Annotated in this window: 16 protein-coding genes; 4 read left to right on the forward strand and 12 right to left on the reverse strand. The window is 70.9% G+C overall.

Annotation, left to right across the window (positions count from 1 at the left end):
• Position 1: 1 nt before the first annotated feature.
• The 3 genes from AB0K15_RS03410 to AB0K15_RS03420 all read left to right on the forward strand — a co-directional run bounded on the left by AB0K15_RS03410 (position 2) and on the right by AB0K15_RS03420 (position 3,190).
• Complete coding sequence (locus tag AB0K15_RS03410) at positions 2-1,246, forward strand: O-antigen ligase family protein (protein ID WP_364045089.1); 1,245 nt, start codon at positions 2-4, stop codon at positions 1,244-1,246.
• Positions 1,243-2,430, forward strand: a complete 1,188-nt coding sequence (locus AB0K15_RS03415) for a glycosyltransferase (RefSeq protein ID WP_364045091.1) — start codon at positions 1,243-1,245, stop codon at positions 2,428-2,430. Before AB0K15_RS03410 ends, AB0K15_RS03415 begins: the two co-directional genes overlap by 4 nt.
• Before the next feature lie 118 nt (positions 2,431-2,548).
• The gene (locus AB0K15_RS03420; protein WP_364045093.1) at positions 2,549-3,190 is read left to right on the forward strand and encodes a phosphatase PAP2 family protein; all 642 of its coding nucleotides are present in this window, start codon (positions 2,549-2,551) and stop codon (positions 3,188-3,190) included.
• Between the two features lie 7 nt (positions 3,191-3,197).
• Here AB0K15_RS03420 and AB0K15_RS03425 read toward each other — a convergent pair whose 3' ends face one another.
• Positions 3,198-4,649 carry a right-handed parallel beta-helix repeat-containing protein gene (locus tag AB0K15_RS03425; protein ID WP_364045095.1) on the reverse strand — a complete coding sequence of 484 codons (1,452 nt, stop codon included), beginning with the start codon at positions 4,647-4,649 and terminating at the stop codon, positions 3,198-3,200.
• 140 nt (positions 4,650-4,789) lie between these two features.
• Complete coding sequence (locus tag AB0K15_RS03430) at positions 4,790-10,156, reverse strand: RHS repeat-associated core domain-containing protein (protein ID WP_364045097.1); 5,367 nt, start codon at positions 10,154-10,156, stop codon at positions 4,790-4,792.
• A gap of 119 nt (positions 10,157-10,275) precedes the next feature.
• Between AB0K15_RS03430 and AB0K15_RS03435 the strand changes: the two genes are divergently transcribed.
• Entirely contained in the window at positions 10,276-10,977 is a 702-nt protein-coding gene (locus tag AB0K15_RS03435) for a class I SAM-dependent methyltransferase (protein WP_364045099.1), read from the forward strand.
• Position 10,978: 1 nt separating this feature from the next.
• Here the strand turns inward: AB0K15_RS03435 and AB0K15_RS03440 are convergent, their stop codons facing one another.
• Genes AB0K15_RS03440 through AB0K15_RS03485 form a run of 10 tightly spaced genes read right to left on the reverse strand, consistent with a single transcriptional unit; the run spans position 10,979 to position 21,318 of the window.
• The gene (locus tag AB0K15_RS03440) at positions 10,979-12,289 is read right to left on the reverse strand and encodes a glutamate-1-semialdehyde 2,1-aminomutase (RefSeq protein ID WP_364045101.1); all 1,311 of its coding nucleotides are present in this window, start codon (positions 12,287-12,289) and stop codon (positions 10,979-10,981) included.
• 12 nt (positions 12,290-12,301) lie between these two features.
• Positions 12,302-12,844 carry a dTDP-4-dehydrorhamnose 3,5-epimerase gene (rfbC, locus tag AB0K15_RS03445; RefSeq protein WP_364045103.1) on the reverse strand — a complete coding sequence of 181 codons (543 nt, stop codon included), beginning with the start codon at positions 12,842-12,844 and terminating at the stop codon, positions 12,302-12,304.
• The gene (locus tag AB0K15_RS03450) at positions 12,841-14,025 is read right to left on the reverse strand and encodes a polysaccharide pyruvyl transferase family protein (protein ID WP_364045105.1); all 1,185 of its coding nucleotides are present in this window, start codon (positions 14,023-14,025) and stop codon (positions 12,841-12,843) included. Before AB0K15_RS03450 ends, rfbC begins: the two co-directional genes overlap by 4 nt.
• Entirely contained in the window at positions 14,022-14,975 is a 954-nt protein-coding gene (locus AB0K15_RS03455; protein ID WP_364045107.1) for a glycosyltransferase family A protein, read from the reverse strand. The genes AB0K15_RS03450 and AB0K15_RS03455 overlap by 4 nt, the downstream gene beginning before the upstream one ends.
• On the reverse strand, positions 14,972-16,318 hold the full coding sequence (locus AB0K15_RS03460) for a hypothetical protein (RefSeq protein ID WP_364045381.1): 1,347 nt from the start codon (positions 16,316-16,318) through the stop codon (positions 14,972-14,974). Before AB0K15_RS03460 ends, AB0K15_RS03455 begins: the two co-directional genes overlap by 4 nt.
• 42 nt (positions 16,319-16,360) lie before the next feature.
• The gene (locus tag AB0K15_RS03465) at positions 16,361-17,626 is read right to left on the reverse strand and encodes a DUF4910 domain-containing protein (RefSeq protein WP_364045109.1); all 1,266 of its coding nucleotides are present in this window, start codon (positions 17,624-17,626) and stop codon (positions 16,361-16,363) included.
• Positions 17,626-18,648 carry an SDR family oxidoreductase gene (locus AB0K15_RS03470; protein WP_364045111.1) on the reverse strand — a complete coding sequence of 341 codons (1,023 nt, stop codon included), beginning with the start codon at positions 18,646-18,648 and terminating at the stop codon, positions 17,626-17,628. The genes AB0K15_RS03465 and AB0K15_RS03470 overlap by 1 nt, the downstream gene beginning before the upstream one ends.
• Positions 18,649-18,653: 5 nt before the next feature.
• Complete coding sequence (locus AB0K15_RS03475; RefSeq protein ID WP_364045113.1) at positions 18,654-19,301, reverse strand: PIG-L family deacetylase; 648 nt, start codon at positions 19,299-19,301, stop codon at positions 18,654-18,656.
• The gene (locus AB0K15_RS03480; protein WP_364045115.1) at positions 19,298-20,086 is read right to left on the reverse strand and encodes a glucose-1-phosphate cytidylyltransferase; all 789 of its coding nucleotides are present in this window, start codon (positions 20,084-20,086) and stop codon (positions 19,298-19,300) included. Before AB0K15_RS03480 ends, AB0K15_RS03475 begins: the two co-directional genes overlap by 4 nt.
• On the reverse strand, positions 20,083-21,318 hold the full coding sequence (locus tag AB0K15_RS03485; RefSeq protein ID WP_364045117.1) for a class I SAM-dependent methyltransferase: 1,236 nt from the start codon (positions 21,316-21,318) through the stop codon (positions 20,083-20,085). Before AB0K15_RS03485 ends, AB0K15_RS03480 begins: the two co-directional genes overlap by 4 nt.
• Positions 21,319-21,344 lie beyond the last annotated feature (26 nt).

Raw genomic sequence — 21,344 nt, forward strand, 5'->3', positions numbered from 1 at the left:
CATGGCCCTACTGACCGGCATCCGGCAGCCGACGGCGGCGGAGACGGGCGAGCCGACGCCGAAGCTCGTCGGCGCCGCTTGGGCGCTGCTGATCCTCAACACGCTCGGTTCGACCGGCGCGGAGACCGTGATCCCGCTGCCGCGCGCGGTGAGCCAGCTCGTGACCATGGGCGCGCTGATGACGGCGTTCGTGATCGCGCTGGCGCTGAACCCGCGGCTGAAGATCCGGCCGAGCGCGTACCTGCTGCTGCTGACGTTGCTGCTGGTCACGAGCACCGTCGCGAGCCTGCACCTGGAAGCCGGGTTCGGGTCGCTGTTCCGGTGTTTCCGCTTCGGGGTGTTCCTCGCGACGCTGTGGCTGCTCACGCGGTGGTGGAACGGCGGGTTCACGTTCGTGCGCCACCACATCAAGATGTTCGGCGCCGTGCTGGTGTCGGTGGCGATCGGGCTCGTGATCGCGCCGGGCAAGGCCATGCCGGAGAGCTACGGCGGCCGGCTCGCCGGCGCGGTGTGGCCGCTGACGCCCCCGCAGGTCGGGCAGTACGCGGCCGTGATCGCGGGCCTGGCGGCGCTGCTGTGGCTGGGCAAGCGCACGACGATGGCGAGCGCGTTGATCGTGATCGTGCCCTCGCTCGGGCTGCTCCTGCTCTCGCACACGCGCACGGCGACGCTCGGTCTCGTGGCCGGCCTGGTGGTCGCGCTGCTCTCGCTGGCCATGACGAACGCCCGCGCGCGCAAGGTGTTCACCACGTTCGTGCTGGTGGCCGGCTTCTCCGTGGTGGTGCTCGGCGGCCTGCTGCAGGCGTGGTTCCTGCGCGGGCAGAGCGAGGAGAACTTCTCCAGCCTCACCGGCCGCGCGAAGGTGTGGGACGCGCTGCTGGCCGCGCCGCGCACGGTCAACGAGTACATCTTCGGCGTCGGGCTCACCGACAAGTCCTACGACGGCCTGCCGATCGACAACAGCTGGCTCGCCGTGTACCACGAGCAGGGGTTCACCGGCATTGCGATCGTCGCGGCGTTCCTGCTGGTGCTGGTCGCCGTGGCGGTGCTGCGGCCGCCGTCGCTGGCGCGCGCGTGCGCGATCTTCCTGATCACGTACTGCATTTCCGCGTCCTACACCGAGGCCGGGCTCGGTGACGCGTCGCCGTACCTGCTGCACCTGGCGCTGGCCGCGTCGCTGCTGGCGCAGGGCACGGTGCGGGCCGCTTCCGACGAAGAGTTCATTCCGAAGGGGCAGCCCGCATGAAGGTGCTCGTGGTCCACAACCGCTACCGCTCGGAGCAGCCGAGCGGGGAGAACAACGTCGTCGACGCGGAGACGGCTTTGCTCGCCGCCGGCGGCGTTCGCGTGTCGTTGTTCGAGCGGCAGAGTGACGACATCGCGGCGATGTCGTTGCCGCGCAAGGCGTTGGTGCCGGTGCGGGTGCCGTGGAACCCGTCGGCGCGAGCCGAGCTGACGGCTCGGCTCCAGGTCGAACGGCCGGACGTGGTGCACATCCACAACACGTTCCCGCTGTTGTCGCCCTCGGTGCTGGCGGCGTGCGCGGACGCGCGCGTGCCGGTCGTGGCGACGCTGCACAACTACGGCCTGGTCTGCCCGCCCGGCACGCTCTACCGCGACGGGCGGATCTGCACGGACTGCGTCGGCGGCGCGCCCGTTCCCGCGGTTCGGCACGGGTGTTACCGGGGTTCCACCGCGGCGACGGTGCCGATGGCCGCGAACCTCCTGCTGAACCGCTCACGGTGGCACACCGGCGTGACGCGCTTCTTCTGCATCTCCGACGCCCAGCGGCGATTGCTGGTGGACGCGGGGATGCCGGCTTCGCGGATGACGGTGAAGCACAACTTCGTGACCGACCCGGGTGTTCGGCGGGCTTCCGACGGTTCCCACGTGCTGTTCCTCGGCCGGCTGACGGAGGAGAAGGGTGTGCCGCTGCTGATGGCGGCGTGGGACCGACTCGGTGGGTCGCTGGGACTGCCACTGGTGATCGCGGGCACCGGGCCGCTTTCGGATGACGTGGCGACGTGGGCCGCTTCGCGCTCGGACGTCTCCTACGTCGGCCTGCAGGACAAGGCTTCGTGCCAGGCGTTGACCGCTTCGGCGGCGGCGGTGGTGGCCCCTTCGGCGTGGCTGGAGGCGTTCGGGCTCGTCGTGGTCGAGGCGATGGCCGCCGGCGTCCCCACCGTCGCACCCGCGCACGGCGCCTTCGAGGAACTGATCTCCGACGGCGTCACCGGCGTCCTCCACGAGCCCGGCTCCGCTTCGGCACTGGCCGACGCCCTCCGCGACGTCCTCGCCGACCCCGAACGCAACCGCAAGATGGGTGACGCCGCCCGCCAGCGCTACGACGAGGACTTCACTCCGTCCGTGGGGTTCCGCCGGTTGGTCGAGGGCTACGAAGCCGCGATCGCCGCCCACCGCACCGCTTGACGCCGAAGTGACGGCGATTCGGGTTCGATGGGAGTGCCGGCGGTGGTCGGCTCGACGGGTTCGCGGGTGAGAGGGCGTTCGGCTCGATGAAGAATCCCCAGTTGCTGAGATCCGCTCGATGAGATCCGCCGTCCGGGCGGCGCCGCCCGCGTTGCCGGTCTCCGTGCGCACGCCGGTGTTGGTCGTCGCCGGCCTCGGTCTGGTCGTGCTGGTGGTGCTGGCGGTCCTGTTCACGGGGGAGTCACAGCCCACCGGGTTCGACGCGCCGCTCCTGCCCGGCCCGGACCTGCTGCCGGATCCCTGGTGGTACTTCGCCACCGCCGTCGATTTCGTCGGCGAACCGGTGGGCTCGGTGATCGTGATCGTGCTCATCACCGCCGCTGCGCTCCTCGCCCGCCGCCCCCGCACGGCCGTGCTCACGCTGGTCGGCTGCGGGCTCACGGTCGCCGTGACATCGCTGCTCAAGCCCGTCACCGGGCGCACCATCCACGGCCACTACCTGTCCTACCCGAGCGGCCACACCGCGTTCGCGACCGCGCTGGCCCTGATCGGCGCGTTCGTGCTGGCCGATCGCCTGCGCCGCCCCGCCGCCCTCACGTGGACGCTCGCCCTCGCGCTCGTCTGCGGCGCGGTGATGGCCTGGGCCGAAGTCGGCCTCGGCGCGCACTACCCGACGGACACCATCGGCGGCTTCGCGGCGGCGCTCGCCATCATCCCGGCCACGGCGTTCGCCATCGACCGCGTCGCCGCGCGGCTGTAGCGTCCGGTCAGAACTTGCTGCCCTGATCCTGCCCGTACGGCCCCGCCTGCCACTGCTCCGGCGTCAGCACCCGGCTGGTGTCGTGGGCGACGAACATCCACGGCCCCGAGTACGTGTTGTCGCTGAAGTGGTTGTTCTGGCCGAAGGTGATGGCCTGCTGCACCACGTCGCCCTTGTACGGGGACCAGTCGGGGTAGCTGCCGTAGTTGGACAGCACCGCCATGCGGCCGCAGAACTGCGTGCAGCCCAGGTGCGCCGGGTCGAAGGTGAACGTGTTGTCGTGCACCGTCACGTTCTGCGTCTTCCAGCGGCAGTCGTCGTACAGCGGCTTCTGCGCGATGCCCGGCGCGCTGCACTGGGCCTTCGTGGCGAACGGCGTGCAGTAGCCCGTGGACGTGTTGGCCGGGCTGTTGCAGAAGCGGTCGGCGTTCTCCCACAGCGCGACGCCGCCCCAGTTGTCCTCGAAGGTGTTGCCGCCGATGTCGATCTGGTGCGTGCGCGCGCCGAGGCGGGGTTCGCCGCCGGACTCGGAGAGGTAGATCGTGGCGACGGGGAAGTTGTCACCCTTGGCGGCGCGGGCGCGGCCGGCGACGAGGCCGTTGCGGCGGAAAACATTGTCGCTGACGGTGAGGTTGTGGCTGATCTCGTAGAACAGCGCCTCGGCGTCGTTGTCCTCGATCACGTTGTCCTGCACGAGGAAGTCGTTGTCGTTCGTGTCGGCCCACAGGCCGGGACCGTGGTTGCCGTGGACCCAGTTGCCGGTGATGTCGGCACCGTTCACGGCCCAGAACTTCACCCCGCCGCTGCAGCCGCAGCCGGGCGACTTGGTCTCCCAGTCGTCGGTGTTGTTGCCGGTGATCTCGTTGTCCTCCAGCACGAGCCCGGTGATGCCGTCGCCGGCGCGGTAGGCGTTCATGCCGTACTGGCCGTTGTCCTTCAGGCAGCTGCGCCGGACTTCCTGCCGGTCGCCTGCCATCAACGCGGCGCCGCGGTTGTCCTCGATGGTGCTGTCCTCGATGACCCAGTGCGTTCCGGAGTCGTGGTTCACCACGCCCTGGTCCTGCGGCGCGGCGAAGCCCCGCACGGTGAGGCCGCGGATCGTCACGTCCTTGGCCTGGCCGGTGAACGCGGCCTGGTTGACGCCGCGGCCGTCCAGGATCGCCCCCGGCGCACCGAGGTAGGTGTCGCCGTCCTTGGGCTGGACCTGGCCGAACGGGTCGGTGCCGAGCGTGTGCGTGCCGGGCTTGAGCCAGAACGTGGTCCCCGCCGGGCTGGCCGACGTGCGTTGCGCGAGCTCGCTGTCGTGCGCCGGATCCACCACCACGGCCCCGGACGGCGCCGACGCGTACTCCGTCACCGTCTTGCCGCACACCGCGGCGGGCCCGGCCGAGGCCGTCGCTCCGGAAAGTCCGCTCGCCAGCACTACGAGCCCCACCACGACGGCCACGGATCTACCCATGGCCCAACGCTACGGTCCGCCGGCACCCCCGTAACTTCCCTGATGGGGTTCGCCGACTGCCCCGACGAGTGAATCCCCCTTGTCCGACAACACATTTCCGCGAAGTTGTGCACTTGGTGGATCATTTCCGAAGTGGACGATCAGCTCAGGTCCGTCGAATCGTCGATCCGCTGGAACGAGCCTCCCGGGCCGTCGCCCTTCACCTGCGGCACGCCGAGCAGGTCGCCGATCCCCGCCGACCTCGGCGGCAGGTCGACGCCGCCGACCTTGACCGGTGAGGCACCGTTCCACGTGTGCGGTTTGCCGTGCGCCTCGCCGATCTCCATCACGTACTTGCCCGGGTTGGCCGCCTGGTGGTGCTGCACGGACTCGGCGCCGTAGGAGTTGAACATCGCGTGGCGCTGGAACAGCCCCGCGCCACCGTCGAGGTCACGCCGCGCCGGGTTGCCGCCGATGCCGATCACGTCGACGCCCTCCTTCTTCGCCGACTCGATCACCTGGCCCACCAGCTTGCCGTTCGGGCTGGAATCGAGGTACTTCTTCAGGTCCGGGTGCATTTCGCTGCCGGGCGGGGAGTTGAGGTAGTCCTTGACCATGCCGTTGTGCGCGTCGTCGCGCAGGCTCTCCAAGTAGACCTTGTTGACGCCGTTCTGCTTGAGGTCGCCCATGTTGTCGCGCATCATCTCGAGGCCCGGGTGCTTGCCGTCGTGCTTGCCGCCGACGACCACGCCGTCGTACTTGTCCAGCAGCGAGCCGGTGGCCTCGTGCTTGTCCATGACGGGGCGCAGCCGGTCGTCCACTTCCTGATCGCGGTCGGCGTCGCGGTGGTCCTGCTTGTTGTTCTCGGCCACCTGGTTCGCCGTGTGCTGGTCGCGGCGGTCCTGCTGCTCCCAGAAGTTCCTCGTGTTCGGGTCGTTGCGGCCCAGCGCCTCGACGGCCTGGCGGTCTTTGGACACCGGGTCGACGAGACCTTCGCCGCGCGCGTGCTCGTGCAGCTTCCCGCCGAGCCCGCGGTTGTTCTCCAGCATCGTCTGGGCGTCACCGTTGAGCGTCAGGCGCTGCTTGTGCGGGTTCGGCACCCCGGCCGTTTGCGCGATGTCGTTGAACTTCTGCTCGTCGCGGATCTTGTTCGGCGTCCGGCCCGCTTTGCCCGACTTGCGTGGTCCGCGCAGGTTCAGCGAAGGCCCGTCCGGCGTGCTGTGCGCCTGGTCGAACGACAGCTTGCACGGCGCCAGCCCGAGCGGGTCCGTCCAGCCGAGGGGGTCGGCGACGTAGGCGTACGGGTTGGTCGCCGGGCTCAGCCCCGACGGGTCGGGGCTGAGGTAGCGCGCCGCGTTCGGGTCGTAGTAACGGTGGAAGTTGTAGTGCAGGCCGGTTTCGTCGTCGTGGTACTGCCCGGCGAAGCGCAGCGGCGTGGGCATCGGGCCGGTGGCGGCGCCCCACGCGGTGAGCGTGCCGTGCCAGACCAGGCCCTGTTCGGCGTCGACCAGCTCGGTCGGCGCGCCGGCGAGGTCGGTGACGACGCCGCGGAGGCTGTGGTCGCGCCATTCGCCGTCGGCCTGGCGCAGCACGCGTTCGGTCTGGGTGAGCACGCGGCCGCTGCCGGGTTCGGTGTGCCAGACCAGGGCGCGCACGCCGTCGGTGACCTGCTCGGCGAGCTGCTCACCGTCCCACGTGAACTCGGTGCGGGTGCGCAGGGTGCCGGTGGCGTCGAGGAGCTCCTTCGCGACGCGGCGGCCGAGCGCGTCGTAGCGGTAGCGCCAGTGGTGGCCGGCGGGGGTGTGCACCGCGACGAGCCGCTCGTGACCGTCCCACTCGTACCGCCATTCGTTGCCGTCGGCGGTGCGCCGCAGCACGAGCTTTCCGTCGGGGTCGTACTCGTAGGTGGCGGTGTCGTCGCGCTTGAGCAGGCTGCCGGCGTACACGCGGTTTCCCGGCTGCACGAGGTTGCCTGCCGCGTCGTAGCCGTAGGTCTCGCGGCTCGCCGGGCCTTCGACGGCCAGCGGACGGCCGATCGGGTCCAGCCGCAGCTGCCGCCGCCCGGTCAGCGCGTCGTCGACGGCGGTCACGGTGTCGTCGTGGCGGTAGTGCAGCGAGCGCTGCTGCAACGCGCGGCCGTTCACGAGGGTCTGCGTGACGAGCCGGTCGCGCGCGTCCCACGCCTGGCGCAGCCGCACGTTCCCCAGCCGCCGCTCGACCTCACGGCCTTCGAGATCACGCACGGAGGTGAGCTCACGGCCCGCGGTGCGCAGGGCGATCGGCCGGCCCGCCGCGTCGTGGCGCCATTCGGCGTGGGCGCCGGTCGGCGTCGTGCGCGAGGTGCGGCGGCCCGAAGCGTCGAAAGCGGACGACAGCACGCGGCCGTTCACCGACTCCTCGACCAGGCGGCCGGCCGGGTCGTAGGTGCGGCGCAGGTCCGTGTCCTGGTTGACGGCCCGGACGAGCCGGCCGGCGGGGTCGTACTCGTAGGTGGCGACGGCACCGTCGGCGTCCAGCCGCATGATGCGGCCCACCGCGTCGTAGCCGAAGCGCAGCACGCGGCCGCCGGCCGAGGTCTGCTCGACCAGCCGGCCCGCGGCGTCGTAGCGGAAGGTGCGGCGGCGGCCGTCGTAGTCGGTGTCGGCCGCCAGCCGGCCGGCGGCGTCGTACTCGTAGCGCCACTGCGCGCCCAGCTCGTTGCGCACGCCCGTGACGCGGGTTTCGGTGTCGTAGCTCAGTTCCACGCGCGAGCCGTCGACCGCGGTCACGGCGACGGGCCGGTCGAACCCGGCGTAGTCCGTGCGCGAGACGGTGGTGGCTTCGCGGGTTTCGCGGAGGTTGCCTTCGCCGTCGTGGCGGTAGGACACGCTCGTGCCGTCGGGTCGCGTGACGCTCAGCCGCTCGCCCTCCACGGTCCACGCGGTGCGCGTGACGGCGCCCTGCGCGGTGGTTTCGGCCGCGGGGCGGCCGAAACGGTCGAACGCCGTGCGCTGCGTCGCGCCGACGGCGTCGGTCACCGCGACCGGCAGGCCCGCCGCGTCGTACTCGTAGCGCGTCACCTCGCCGAGCGGACCGGTCACGGTGGCGGGCAGTCCCGGCCGCGCGTACTCGAAGCGTGTGCGGGCGCCGAGCGGGTCGACGGCTGCCGCGACGTCACCGTCCTCTGTGTACTCCCGCAGCCACACCGCGCCGTCGGCTTCGACGACCCTCACCGGGCGGTGCTCGTCGTCGTACTCGGCGATGGTGCGGGAGCCGTCGGCGGCGACGATCTCCACGAGGTCGCCGGCCTCGTCGTAGTGGTTGCGGGTGGTGGCGCCGAGCGCGTCGGTGCTCGAGAGCAGCCGGTCGCGGTCGTCCCACTCCATGCGCGTGGTGAAGCCGAGCGGGTCGGTCACCGCGATGACCTGGAACGCGTCGTTGAGGTCGAACACGGTGGTGGCGCCCAGCGAGTCGACGGCCGTGGTGCGGCGCGGCTCGTAGGCCAGGCTGTAGCGCAGGTCGCCATCGCGGCCTTCGGCGCGTACGCAACGGCCCTGCGCGTCGTAGGAGTAGCGGTACCACATGCCGTTGCGGTCTTCCCAGCTCGCGAGCCGGCCCTCGGCGTCGTAGCCGAAGTGCAGCGGCAGGTCCGAGGAGTTGCGGACCTCGGCCAGGTTCGCCCGCTCGTCGTAGGCGTAGCGCACGAGGACCACCGGCGCGCCGCCGCTGAGCAGCGTCAGCTCCGTGACTCGGCCGCCGTCGGTGGTCACGCCGACGTGGTGGCCCGCCGAGTGCGTGAGGTCGGTCAGCGTGCCCGCGTCGTCGTAGGACAGGCGGAAGTGCTGGTCGCCGGCCATCGTGGTCACCGTGACCAGGCGCCCGGTCGCGCCGGAGAACAGCAGCGCGCGGCCGCGGTCGGGCTGGGTGAGCACGTAGGAACCGTCGATGGCGCGCGTCAGCGGCCACGCCGGGCCGGTCATCGGCAGCACCTCGCCGCCGACGACGGGCTTCGGGTACTCGAGGAAGGTGCCGTCTTCGGCCGCGAAGTGCACGGTGTCGCCGTCGGCTTCGAGGCGCTGGTCGAGCGTCGAGGCCCACGACGCGCCGAAGGCCCGACCGATCCGGTAGGACGACAGGTGCGTGCGCGAGAGGACCAGCGGCAGCGCCGCGTCCAGCCGGACGTCCTCCTGCGTGAGCATGACCCGGCCCGTGGAGACGTCGATCGGGTCACCGCAGGCGAGCCGGTCGGCCGTCGGGGTGTCGTTCGAGCGCGGGGTGGTGTTGGCGTCCTTGACGGAGCTCTGCGCCGACGTGGTGTCCTTGCCGCCGCTCTTGCCGGCGCTGCCTCCGCCGCCGCCGAGACCGCGGTCGGCCGGCGGCGCGTCCAGCGGCGGCGGGTCGCTCTTGGCCGGATCGGTCTTCGCCGGCGGCGGGCTGCTCTTGGTCGGTGGCGGGGTGTCCCCGGCGCTCGACGCGCGGGTCGTGTCGTCGCCCGCCTTGCCCCCGGGCGGCGTGTAGTCCGTGCCCGAGCCGGTGTAGCCGGACCCGCCCGAGCCGCCGTCGTCGGCGCCCTTGGAAGCCGGCGGCGGGGTGTAGTCCTTGGGACTGCCCTCGTAACCGGAGGCATGGATGCCGTCGTCGGCGCCCTTCGAGGCGGGCGGCGGGGTGTAGTCCTTCGGCGCACCCTCATACCCGGAGGCCTTCGTGCCCCCGCCGCCGGTGCCACCCGACTTGACCGGCGGCGCGTCCGGCGTGCCGCTGAGGTCTTTCGGCTTCGGCGGCGCCGAGATCTTGCCGCCCTTGAGCCCCTTCAGCGCCTTGCCCGCGTCCTCGAACAGCGTCCCCGCCTTCTTCAGCAGCGGGATCAACGCCTTCAGCGCCTTGATCAGCTTCGTCGTGACGTCGGTGATCTTCGACGCGGTCTTGGCGACCGCGTTCACGACCTGCGGCACCACCCACGTCAACCCGATCCCGAGCGTGAACACCACCTGCAACGCCCAGCTGATCATGTGCCCGACCAAGTCGGCGATGATGTCGCGCACCAGCGCCCGCACCGCGCCGACGACTTCGCCGGCCGTCTTCACACCGCTGGCCGCGCCCTCGGTGCCCTTCTGCGCACTCCCCAGCAGTGTCGCCAGATCCTGGCTGCGCCGGCGGTACGCGTCCGCCGCGGCGCCCGTCCAGGACTGCAGGTCCGCCTGCACCATGTCCTGCAGGTCCGACGCGACGGCCTCCAGTTCGCCCGCGACGTTCTTCCAGGTCTCCGACTGCGCTGCGATCTGGTCCGCGTTGCCGGTCAGCCCGGTGAGCGCCTCCTTGAGCGGCCCGACGTGCTCCATCAGCCACCCGACGCCGGCCGCGAGGATCGCGCCGAACGGGTCCATGGCCATCGACAGCGCGTCCAGCGCCGTCCCGACCGCCCCCATCGCCACCGACGCCCAGTCGCCGGTCTCGATCGCCGTCTTCAGGTCGTTGGCGTCTTCCAGCAGCGTGATGCCCGAATACGCCTTCGTCGAGTCCTGTGTCGGCGCGATCAAGGGATTGCTCATGAATGAGACACGGTGCCAGAAACTTCTCCGGTTCACTTCGCGTTCAACCGAGATCTCGATCACTGCGGCCGCGGAAAACCACGTGACACCGGTCCGGCCCGGCAGCGAGGCTGTCGCCCGTGCCCGACGACTTCACGCTCTCCCGCCGCTGCGCCATGCGGTGGAACGCCCCGCTCGACGAACCCCACGCCGCCCTGCTGCTCGACCGCCTCGACGTCACCGACGGCACGGTCGTCGACCTGGGCGCCGGCTGGGGTGAGCTGCTGATCCGCGCGGTCGACGGCACCTCGGCGCGAGGCATCGCCGTGGACACCGACGAGGTGGCGATCGAACGCGGCCGCCGCGCGGCGAAGGAACGCGGCGCCCAGGTCGAGTTCGTCGAGCAGGACGCCGCCGCCTGGCAGGGCCGCGCCGACCGCGCGCTCTGCATCGGCGCGGCCCACGCCTTCGGCGGCACCCGCCAGGCCCTGGCCGCCCTCGCCGGCGTCACCGACCACCTGCTCTACGGCGACGCCTGCTGGCCGGCCGAACCCACACCCGCCGCCCACGAAATCTTCGGCGACGAAGTCCTCCCGCTGCCCGACCTCCTCGAAGCCTGCCGCGACACGGGCTGGCGCGTGCTCCACCTGAGCACCGCCGGCCGGCGCGAGTGGGACGACTTCGAGTCCACCTCCCGCGCCGGCCGGCTGCGGTGGGTGCTGGCGAACCCCGACGACCCTCGCGCCGCCGAGACGCGCGAGTGGCTCGACACCCGCGAGCGCGAGTACGTCACCGCGTACCGGGGTGTGCTGGGCTTCGCCTACCTGGTGCTCGTCAAGTAGCTCAGGCCTTGCGGCGGAACACCGGCTTCACCGGCCGCCCGCCGAGCCACGGCGACGGATCGCCCGCGTCCAGTGCCTTGCGGTAGACCACACACGCCCCGGCCACGACCTCCACGGTGCGGTCGATGTCGGCGTCGGTCAGGGCCGCGCTGACCACGAACGAAGGCCCCAGCACGCCGCCCGTCACGAGCTGGCGCAGGAACAATGTGCGGTAGTCCTGCGAGGGCGCGCCGGACGCGTCGAGCGTGCCGAAGACCAGGTTGCTGTCCCGGCCGCGCACCACCACGTGGTCGGCCACGCCGTGCGACGACGCCACTTCGCGGACGCCGGCGGCCAGCCGCGCGCCCAGTGCGTGCAGCCGCGCGGTGACGTCCTCGGCCTCGTACGTGTCCATCACGGCCATCGCCGCGGCGAGCGAGTGCGTCTCGGCGCCGTGGGTGGTGGACAGGAGGAACACGCGGTCGCGCGGGTCACGCAGGCCGCCGAGCTCCATGAACTCGCGGCGGCCCGCCAGCGCCGACACGGCGAAGCCGTTGCCGAGCGCCTTGCCGAACGTCGAGAGATCCGGTGTGACGCCGAACAGTCCCTGCGCGCCGTGCTCGGACAAGCGGAAGCCGGTGATCATCTCGTCGAAGACCAGCAGCGCGCCGTAGCGGTGGGCGAGGTCGCGCAGGCCCGCGAGATAGCCGGAGGGCGGGTCCTGCTGCGTCGCGGCTTCGAGGATCAGGCACGCGATCTGCCCGTCGTGCTGCTGCAGCAAGGCCTCGGTGGCCGCGAGGTCGCCGTACGGGAACCGCACCGTCAGGTCCGTGATCTCACCGGGGATGCCGGCCGCCATGGCCGTGGTGCCGATGAACCAGTCGTCGGTGGAGAAGAACGCGTGATCGGCGCACAACGCGACCATCGGCCGGCCCGTCACGGCACGCGCGAGCCGCACGGCGGCGGTCGTCGCGTCGGAGCCGTTCTTCGTGAACTTGACCATGTCCGCGGTCGGCACGTTCTCGAGGAACCGCTCCGCGGCCTCGGCCTCCACAATGGACGGACGCGCGAAGTTGCTGCCCCGTTCGATCTCGCGGCGCACGGCTTCGGTCACGCGCGGATGCGCGTGGCCGAGGCTCACCGACCGCAGGCCCGAGCCGTACTCCACGTACTCGTTGCCGTCGACGTCCCACACGTGCGCGCCGCGGCCGTGGGAGATCACGGGCGCGAGGTGCTCGGGGTACTGGTCCTCACCCTTGGCGTAGGTGTGCGCGCCGCCGGGGATCACCCGGTGCAGCCGCTCGTTCGCGGCACGGGAGCGGGGCAGGTCCATTGTGGTCACCTTCTAGGTCTGCAGCGCCTCAGCCAGCGAGGGCGCGGTCTTGTCGCGTTCGGACATCAGCGTGGGCGGCAGCGGCCACGGAATGGCGAGGGCGGGATCGTTGTAGGCGATACTGACGTCTTCGTCCGGATTGTGCACGCGATCGATGCGATACGAGACGTCAGCGATGTCGGAAAGTGCCTGAAACCCGTGCGCGCACCCGGCGGGGATGTAAATGCTCACCTGGGTGTCGCCGGAAAGCCGGAACGTCTCCATGGCCCGGAAAGTGGGCGACTCCGGCCGCAGGTCCACGACCACGTCGAACACCTCGCCGAACGAGCAGCGCACCAGTTTCGCCTCGCCGGCGCCCGAGCGCAGGTGCATCGCCCGCACGACGCCCCGCACCGACCGCGACACGCTGTCCTGCACGAACGCGTCCGGGTCGATGCCGACGGACCGCGCGACGTCCGCGTCGAACGTGCGCGAGAAGAACCCGCGCTCGTCGCGGTGCGGGGTCGGCTGGAAGAGGATCAGGCCGGAGATCGCCGGCACGGGAATGGCTTTCATCGGGCCTCCGAAACGGGGAACAGCGTGGACGACAGCACGGCGAACTGGGATTTCAGACGTTGCTTGTTGTCCTCGTTGCGCTCGTCAAGCTTCGCTTTCAGCTCCGAAGCGCGGCTTTCCAGCTCCTCGAACTGCGCGATCAGCCGCGGCACGTCCACCGACCGCGCCTCCTGGCAGAACTCGCCGAGGCCCATTTCCGCCATCAGCACGTCATTCTTCTTCGCGTAGCCGATCGCGACGGTCGGTTTCCCGGCTTTCAGCGCGCACAGCACGTTGTGGTACCGCGTGGCCACGACCGTGCCCACGCCGGCCATCGCGGTCATCAGCTCGCCCAGCGACCCCGGCGGCTCGGCCGTGACCAGGGGCGAGTCCACCGTGGCCACGATCTCGTCCACCACGACGAGGTCGGCCCGGTCGCCGATGAACAGCCGCACGGGCCGCCGGTCGGCCACCAGGTACCGCACGAACTCCGTCAGGGAATCCACATAGGACCGGTAGATCTCCTCGCCCCGGGAGCGGTCCTCGTTCCCGCCGTAGTAGGCCATCACCCCGACCCCCACGGCCCGGGGATCTTCCTCGGCCACCGGCGTCGGCAACGCGAACGCCAGATCCGGGTACACCCCGTCACCCGCCGTCCGCACCCCCATGCCCGCCATCGCCGAGCGCGACAGCTCGTCGCGGTAGGACCGGTACGCGGCGAGCTGCGCCGCCTGCCGCACCAGGAACCGCGTGGCCGGCATGGTGATCCGGTCGGCGCCCACGCTGACGAGCGCCACCTTCGTGCCGAACAGCCGCCCCAGCAGCGAAAGCAGGAACAACGCGTAGGGGAAACCCCACGGCCGCAACGGGAGCGTCGCCTCCAGCACGCCCATGCCCGGCACGATCACCACGTTCTGGCGGCGTACCCAGAGCGCTGTGCGCACCACGTCGACGAGCTTGCCCAGCGCCTTCGTCGCGATCGCGCGCACGCCGGCCGCCGTGCGGTACTCGTCGGAGTACCAGTTCAGCCGCGCCGCGGGCACGCCGTAGCGGGCCTGCACGACCTCCGGTCCGCCGCAGAACGCCGTCACGGCGGCGTCCGGGTGTTCCGCGCGCAGGAAACCGAGCACGGCTTCCAGCGACCCGTCATTGCCGAGGTTACCCGAGCCCAGGAGCCCGAACACACCGACGCGTGTGGTCACGAAACCCGCCGCTCGCGGCCGGCCACGACCAGGTCGACGGTCATCGACAGCTCGTCGGCGGCCACCGGCGCGCGGTCCTCCACCCGCTCCCCGCCGCCGCCCGGGCGGGCCCGGCTCGTGAACCACCCGACCAGCGCGAGGTAGCACGCCCGGCGCTCGCGCGAGGACAGCGGCGCCTTGCGGATGCCGTGCACGTAACCCCACACGTACTCGGCCAGCAGCCGCGCCGTCGGGTTCGTGATCGGGTTGCCGCGCTTCGGGTCGAGGTTGGCGCACCGCGAGCGCTTGCTCGGGTTCGCGCGCTCGGCGCGGTCCGGGTGGTCGCGGCGGAAGTACAGCAGCTCCGGCACCTGGTGGAACGGCCCGTGCAGCGCCAGCTCGGCCACGTAGGTGCGGTCGGCGTGGTGGTAGCTGTCCATCGGCGTGACGCGGCGCAGCACGTCGGTGCGCATCACGCCGTAGAAGTCGTCGCCGCCGGGTTCGAACAGCAGGCTCTTGAACCGCGTCGACGGCCGGGGCGCGTCGGTCTTGTGCACGTAGTCCAGCGGCACGGTCACGGCGCCGTTCTCGTCGATGATCGCCTGGTGCGAGTGCGCCACGATGACCTCGGGCCGCTCGTCGAGCACCGCGATGCACTTGGCCAGCAGCTCGCGCCCGTAGAGGTCGTCGTGCGAGGCCCACTTGAACAGCTCGCCGCGCGCCATGTCGAGCAGCACGTTGTGGTTGGGCGTCGCGCCGATGTTGCGGGCCTGGCGCACGTAGCGGATGCGCGAGTCCTTCCGCGCGTACTGGCGGCAGATCTCTTCGGTGCCGTCGGCCGACGCGTTGTCGGAGATGACCAGTTCGAAGTCCTCGTACGTCTGGCCGAGCAACGCGTCGAGCGCCTCGCCCAGGAACTCCTCGCCGTTGTACACGGGCAGACCGATGGTCAGCCGGGGAACCGTGCTCATCCCGTTCTCATTTCTGTCATTCCGTCTGACGCCGAATGAAGCTCTTCATGGCTGAACGAACCCGACACCGGGTGGAACTCGAGGGAGTGCTCGCCGGTGCGCGGCGCCGGCGTGGCGGGCACGTTCTCGGCGATGGCGAAGTGGTCGCGCAGCGCGATCCGCAGCTGCCACCACCACACGGCCGAACCGGTGATCGTCGCGATCGCGACGCCCCACTCCGACCCGGCGGCACCACCGATCGCCGCCCCGATGAGGCCGAACACGACGTAGAACACCGAAGCGATCAGCTGTGAACGCAGGCTGCGCTTCGCCGTGCCCAGCGCGCGCAGACCCGCCGTCGCACCCGTCGTGAAGCTCGCGCCGACCACGGCGAACGTGACCGGCAGGATCAGCAGCGACGACGTGTCCCACAGCGAACCGAGCACGAACCGGCCGGCCTCGGCCGGGATGAGCAGCAGCAACCCGAGGCCCCACGCCAGCGCGGCCGCGGCCTGCACGCCACCGAGGACCACGCAGAAGTGCCACAGCCGGTGGGGCGAGCGCTGCAGCACCCGCGCGCCCTCCGCCACCGTGACCAGCGAAAGCCCCATCAGCAACGCGAGGAACGGCCCGAGCAGCTGCTCCGCACCGCGCACCGTGCCGACCGCGGCGAGGCCGGCGACCGCACCCAGCCCGTACGCGCGCAGCTGCGAAGACCCGCTGTTGCTCACGTTCTCCAGCAGGTAGCGCACGCCCAGCTCGCGGTGGTCGCGCAGCCACGCACGCACTCCGCCCAGCCGCGGCAGCACGCTCGTCTGCACCCATCCGAACGCCGCCGCGACGCCGGCCGAACAACCCCAGGCCAGCAGGAACGCGACCACGGTGCCGTAGCGCGCACCGATCACCAGCGCCGGGAACAGCGCGACGGCCTGGATGCCGTCGTTCACGAACGCCTTCTGCCCGGTGCCCGCGGCGAAGAAGCCGAACCGCCACGAGTCCTGCACCAGCAGGAACGGCAGCACCACCCCGAGCGCCACGAACGCGCCGCCGAGCGACCCGCCCACGATCAGTCCGAAAAGGACGCTCACCACGCCGCTCGCGACACCCACGAGCAGCGCCGTGCCCACGGCCTGGCCGAGCGCCTCGCGCCAGCGCGCCTTGGGAACCCCGGAGAACCGCACCATCAGCGGGTCGGTGGCCAGGCCGCGCGAGACGTTGAGGATCACGCCGTAGGTGACCCACGCGATGCTGAACAGGCCGAACGCCGCCGCACCCAGCGATCGCGCGACGTAGAGGCCCACCACGAAGTTGGTCAGACTCGACACGGCCTGGTCGCCCAGGCCCCAGCTCAGCCGCCCCGCCATGGCGCGGACGGCCCGCGAACGCAGGATCGGAGGCACTCGGCCTCACTCCTTGAGCAGGCCGGCGACCTGCAGGGCCTGGGCCGCGGTGGCCACGGCGCCGAACGGCAGGTCCGCGCGTGCGGCGATGTCGAGGAGGCTGTGCTCGCCGTCGGAGTAGGACAGCACCCACAGCATCGCCAGCTGCGCTTCCTTGGCGTCGCTGCGGCCGCCGAGCGAGTCGTACAGCCCGCGCTTGCCGAGCTGCGGCTCGCCGTAGGGGCTGAGGTTCACGTAGCGGCGGTTGCGCTCCAGCACCGAGAACGCCGTCTGCAGCGTGTCGAGTGTGTCCTCCATGGCCTCCGGCGAAACGAAGGCCGGGTTGTCGGCCGACGTGTGGTACTCGGGGTAACCGGCGTATGGCGTGCGCGTCAAGGACCCGACGCCGAGGTTGAAGCCGGGGGAGCAGAACTGCCGCTCGTCGTAGCCGTACGGCGAGAATTCGCGGATCTCGTTCGGCTTGTCCTTGAGCACGTAGGCCATGACGCGGTCGATGTCCGCGTCACCGCGGCGGCTGCGCTTGTACGTGAGCGAGCCGCGGTCGCCCGCGCAGGCCAGCACGACGCCGTGCTTCACGCGGTCGACGTGCTCGGCGTTGCGCGCGAGCCAGGTGATCGCGCCGATCGTGCCCGGCATGAACAGGAAGCGGTACGTGAAGTGCGGCTTCTCGACGGCCAGCCCCTGCGCCAGCGACACGGCCACCGCGATGCCCGCGAGGTTGTCGTTGGCCAGCGACGGGTGGCAGACGTGGCACGACACGATCACCTCGTCGCCGACCTCGCCGGGCACGACGTGCTCGCCGTACGTGAGCGAGCCGTCGGCCAGCGTCGAGTCGATCTTCACGTGGTAATCGCCCTCGGGCAACGCGTCGAGCACGTCCTGCGCGACGCAGAAACCCCAGGTGGGCGAGTAGTAGCTGGTGCGGTAGGGGACCCAGGAGGGGCTTTCGGGCAGCGTGTGCAGGCGCCCGCGCAGCTCGGCGAGGCTCATCGTCTCGTCCACCGGCACGCTGTAGCCGACCACGTGCAGGTTCGACTCGCGGAAGTCGATCACGCGCCGGCCGGAGGCATCCGCCACGTACGCGTCGCGGACGTTCCACTCCTGCGGCACGGTCCAGTCCAGCACCTGCGTGCCGGTGGGCACCTCGTGCACCTTCAGGTCCAGGTGCTCACCGACGATCGCCAGCGTCTGCCGGACGCCGTCCCCCGTGATGCTGCGGCAGAGCGGGTACAGCCGCTCCACCAGCGCGTGCATCTCGCCCCCCGTGAGCATCAGCGCTGCCGCAGCGTGTCGTCGACGGCTCCCGCGGCCTGGCGGTCGGACAGCCAGTTGAGCCGCGTGAAGCGACGCTCGAACTGCTCCTTGGTGAGCTCGTAGGCGCGGTAGGCGTCGATCAGCTGCAGCGCGCCGTCCTTCACACCCCACTCGCACTCGAAGCCCGGGACGGCCTCGCGGAAGCGCGAGAAGTCCACGCGGTACGACCGCGGGTCGGCGCCGGCCTCACCGGTGATGCGCAGCTTGGAGCCGGGCACGGCTTCCACGACCTCTTGCGCGATCTCCGCCACCGTCACGTTGTTGCGCTCGGTGCCGATGTTGAACGCCTTGTTGTGCACGGCCTCGCGCGGCGCGTCGAGCGCGGCGGTGAAGGCGCGGGCGATGTCGCGCGCGTGGACCAGGGGGCGCCACGGCGTGCCGTCCGACAGCACCAGCACCTCGCCCGAGAGGTAGGCGTGGCCGACCAGGTTGTTGAGCACGATGTCGGCACGCAGCCGCGGCGAGAAGCCGAACGCGGTCGCGTTGCGCATGTACACCGGGGTGAAGCCGTCATCCGCGAGCTTCGAGACCTCGTCCTCCACCCGCACCTTCGACTCCGCGTACGGCGTCACCGGTCGCAGCGGTGCGTCCTCGTCGACCAGGCCGCCGCCGCCCGAGGCGCCGTAGACCGAGCAGGTGGACGCGTAGAGGTAGCGGCCGACACCGGCGTCCTTGGCCAGCTCCGCCAGCCGGACCGACGCGTGGTGGTTGATGTCGTAGGTGAGCTCCGGCGCGAGCGAGCCCAGCGGGTCGTTCGACAGCGCGGCCAGGTGGATCACCGCGTCGAAGCCCTCGAGGTGCTCGGGCCGCACGTCGCGCAGGTCGACGGTGATCGACGGCAGGTCCTTCGGCGCCGGGCCCAGCAGGCAGCCTGCGAAGAGCCCGGAGTCGAGGCCGACGACGTCGTGCCCGGCTTCGGTGAGCACCGGCGCCATCACCGTGCCGAGATATCCCGTGTGCCCGGTCAGCAACACCCGCATGTCAGTCAGCCCCTCAGGTCGAGAACGAGTTTGTTCACTTCGAACGCTTCCGCGTACCGCTGCTGGCACTCGATGCCGCGGATGCGGGCGAGGCCCAGGAAGGCCTCGCGGTCGTACCAGGGGCGGTGCCGCTGGGAGGCGTAGTGCTCCTGCAGCAGCCGCACCTTCTGCTCGGCCACTTCGTCGGCGAGCGGTACGTACGCGGGGAGGCGGCCGAGGTCGCCGTCCCACTTCACGATCTCGTAGCCCAGCGCCAGGTACCCGCGGTAGACCGTGGGCACCAGCTGCGCGAGGCCGCGGTGGTCCTGGTGCGCGTCGACCGTGCGCGGTGCGAAGACCACGTCCGGGTCGGTGCGCTGTTTGAGGTCTTCCAGCGCGTTCTTGGCCTCGTCCCAGTGCGCCGGGAGGCGGCCGTCGGGGAGCTTCAGCACCGTGACGTCGAGGTCGCCGCCCGGGCAGAACGCGGCGAGCGCCGCCCGTTCCTCGGCCTCGCGTTCGGTGCCGCCGCCCGACAGCACCAGCGCGTCGACGCGGAGGCCGGGCCGCTGCTCGCAGAGCGTGAGCAGCGTCCCGCCGGCGCCGATGGCGATGTCGTCGCAATGCGCACCCAGCACCACGACGCTGCCCAGCTGCTGCGGAAGCAGGTTGATCACGCGTGCACCCGGTCCCGTTCCCACAGCGCCCACGGCCGGTCGCCGCGGGTGTAGCCCTCGTCGAGTGCGAAGCGTTCCTTCACGGTGTCGGTCGGCTTCCAGAACCCGCGATACGGGTAGGCCAGGAGCCGGCCGCGCTTGGCGAGCTCGCCGCAGCCGTCGGCGACGAGGTCGCCGTTCTCCGGGATGTGGTCGAAGATCTCCTGGCGCAGCACGAAGTACCCGCCGTTCTCCCACAGCGGCATGTCGCTGACGGGGGTGATCGAGCCGATGAGCCCGCCCTCGTCCATCTCCACGCAGTGGAACGACGACTGCGGCGGCACGACCATCATCGACGCGCCGGCGTCGGTCTGCTCGAAGCGCTCGACCATCTTGTCCAGCGGCGCGTCGGTGAGCACGTCGGCGTAGTTGGCGAGGAACATCTCGTCGCCGTCGAGGTACTCGCGCACGCGGCGCAGGCGCTCGCCGATCGGCGACTCGATGCCGGTCTGCACGAACGAGATGGTCCAGTCGGAGATGTCGGTGGAGAGCAGCTCCGGCTTGCCGTCGCGGAGCACGAAGTCGTTGGACGTCGTCTCCTTGTAGTTGAGGAAGAACTCCTTGATGTGGTGGGCGCCGTAGCCCAGGCACAGCACGAACTCGGTGTGGCCGAAGTGCGCGTAGTAGCGCATCACGTGCCAGATGAGCGGTCTCGGGCCGACCATCGCCATCGGCTTGGGCACGTCGGAGGCGTCTCCGTTGCGCATCCGCATCCCGTAGCCGCCGCAGAACAGGACTACCTTCACTTGTTCACCTCGACGATCTCGAGACGGGGGATCGGGAACACGAGCCGCCCGCCCCAGTCGTCTACATAGGACAGCTGTTCGGTGAGTTCCTTCCTGAGGTTCCAAGGAAGGACGAGGACGTAGTCCGGCTTGTCGGCCGCGATGCGCTCGGGCTCGAGGATCGGCACCCGCGTGCCCGGCGTGTAGCGGCCGTGCTTGTACGGGTTGCGGTCGACGGTGTAGGCGAGCACGTCGGGGCGGATGCCGCAGTGGTTCAGCAGCGTGTTGCCCTTGCCGGGTGCGCCGTAGCCCACCACGGTCTTGCCCTCCTTGGCCGCCTTGACCAGGAACTCCAGCAGGTCGAGGCGCACCCGCGTGACGCGCTCGGCGAACTCGGTGTAGCCGGAGAGCTCGTGCAGGCCCGCGGCCTTCTCGCGCTCCAGCACGTCGACCATCCGCGCGCTCGGCTCGCCGGCGACCTCCATGGGCCGCGCCCACAGGCGGATCGAGCCGCCGTGCGTGGGCAGCAGCTCGACGTCCACAACGGACAGTCCCCCGACCGCGAGTGCCCGGCGCGCGGATTCCACGGTGTAGTACTGGAAGTGCTCGTGGTAGATCGTGTCGTACTGGTTCTCGCTGATCAGCGTGAGCAGGTGCTGCACCTCGATGCTGACCCACCCGTCGTCGGCCACCAGGGCGCGCAGGCCGTGGGTGAAGCCGATGATGTCGGGGATGTGCGCGTACACGTTGTTCGCCGCGACGAGGTCCGCCGGCCCGTGTTCCTCACGGACGTCGCGCCCCGTCTCGGGGCTGAGGAACGCCGTCTTCGTCGGCACGCCCTTGTCGCGCGCCGCCTGCCCGACGTTCACCGACGGCTCGACGCCCAGGCACCGGATGCCGCGCTCGACGACGTGCTGCAGCAGGTAACCGTCGTTGCTCGCCACCTCGACCACGAACGAGTCGGGCCCCAGGCCGAGCCGCTCGGCCGATTCGGTGACGTACTGGCGTGCGTGCTCGACCCACGACGTCGAGTACGACGAGAAGTACGCGTAGTCGGTGAACGTGTCCTCGGGAGTGATCAGCGGCGGGATCTGCGCCAGCCAGCACTCCGTGCAGACCTGCAGGTGCAGCGGGTAGGTGTTCTCGGGCTCGGCCAGCTGTTCCGCGGTCAGGAACCGCTCACACGGCGGGGTCGCTCCGAGATCGACGACACTCACCAGAGCTGTCGAACCGCAGAGTCGGCATGTGGTCATCAACGGGCTCCTCGGCTCGCGGCTTG

The organism is Amycolatopsis sp. NPDC049253 (genome assembly GCF_040678995.1).
GTDB lineage: Bacteria > Actinomycetota > Actinomycetes > Mycobacteriales > Pseudonocardiaceae > Amycolatopsis.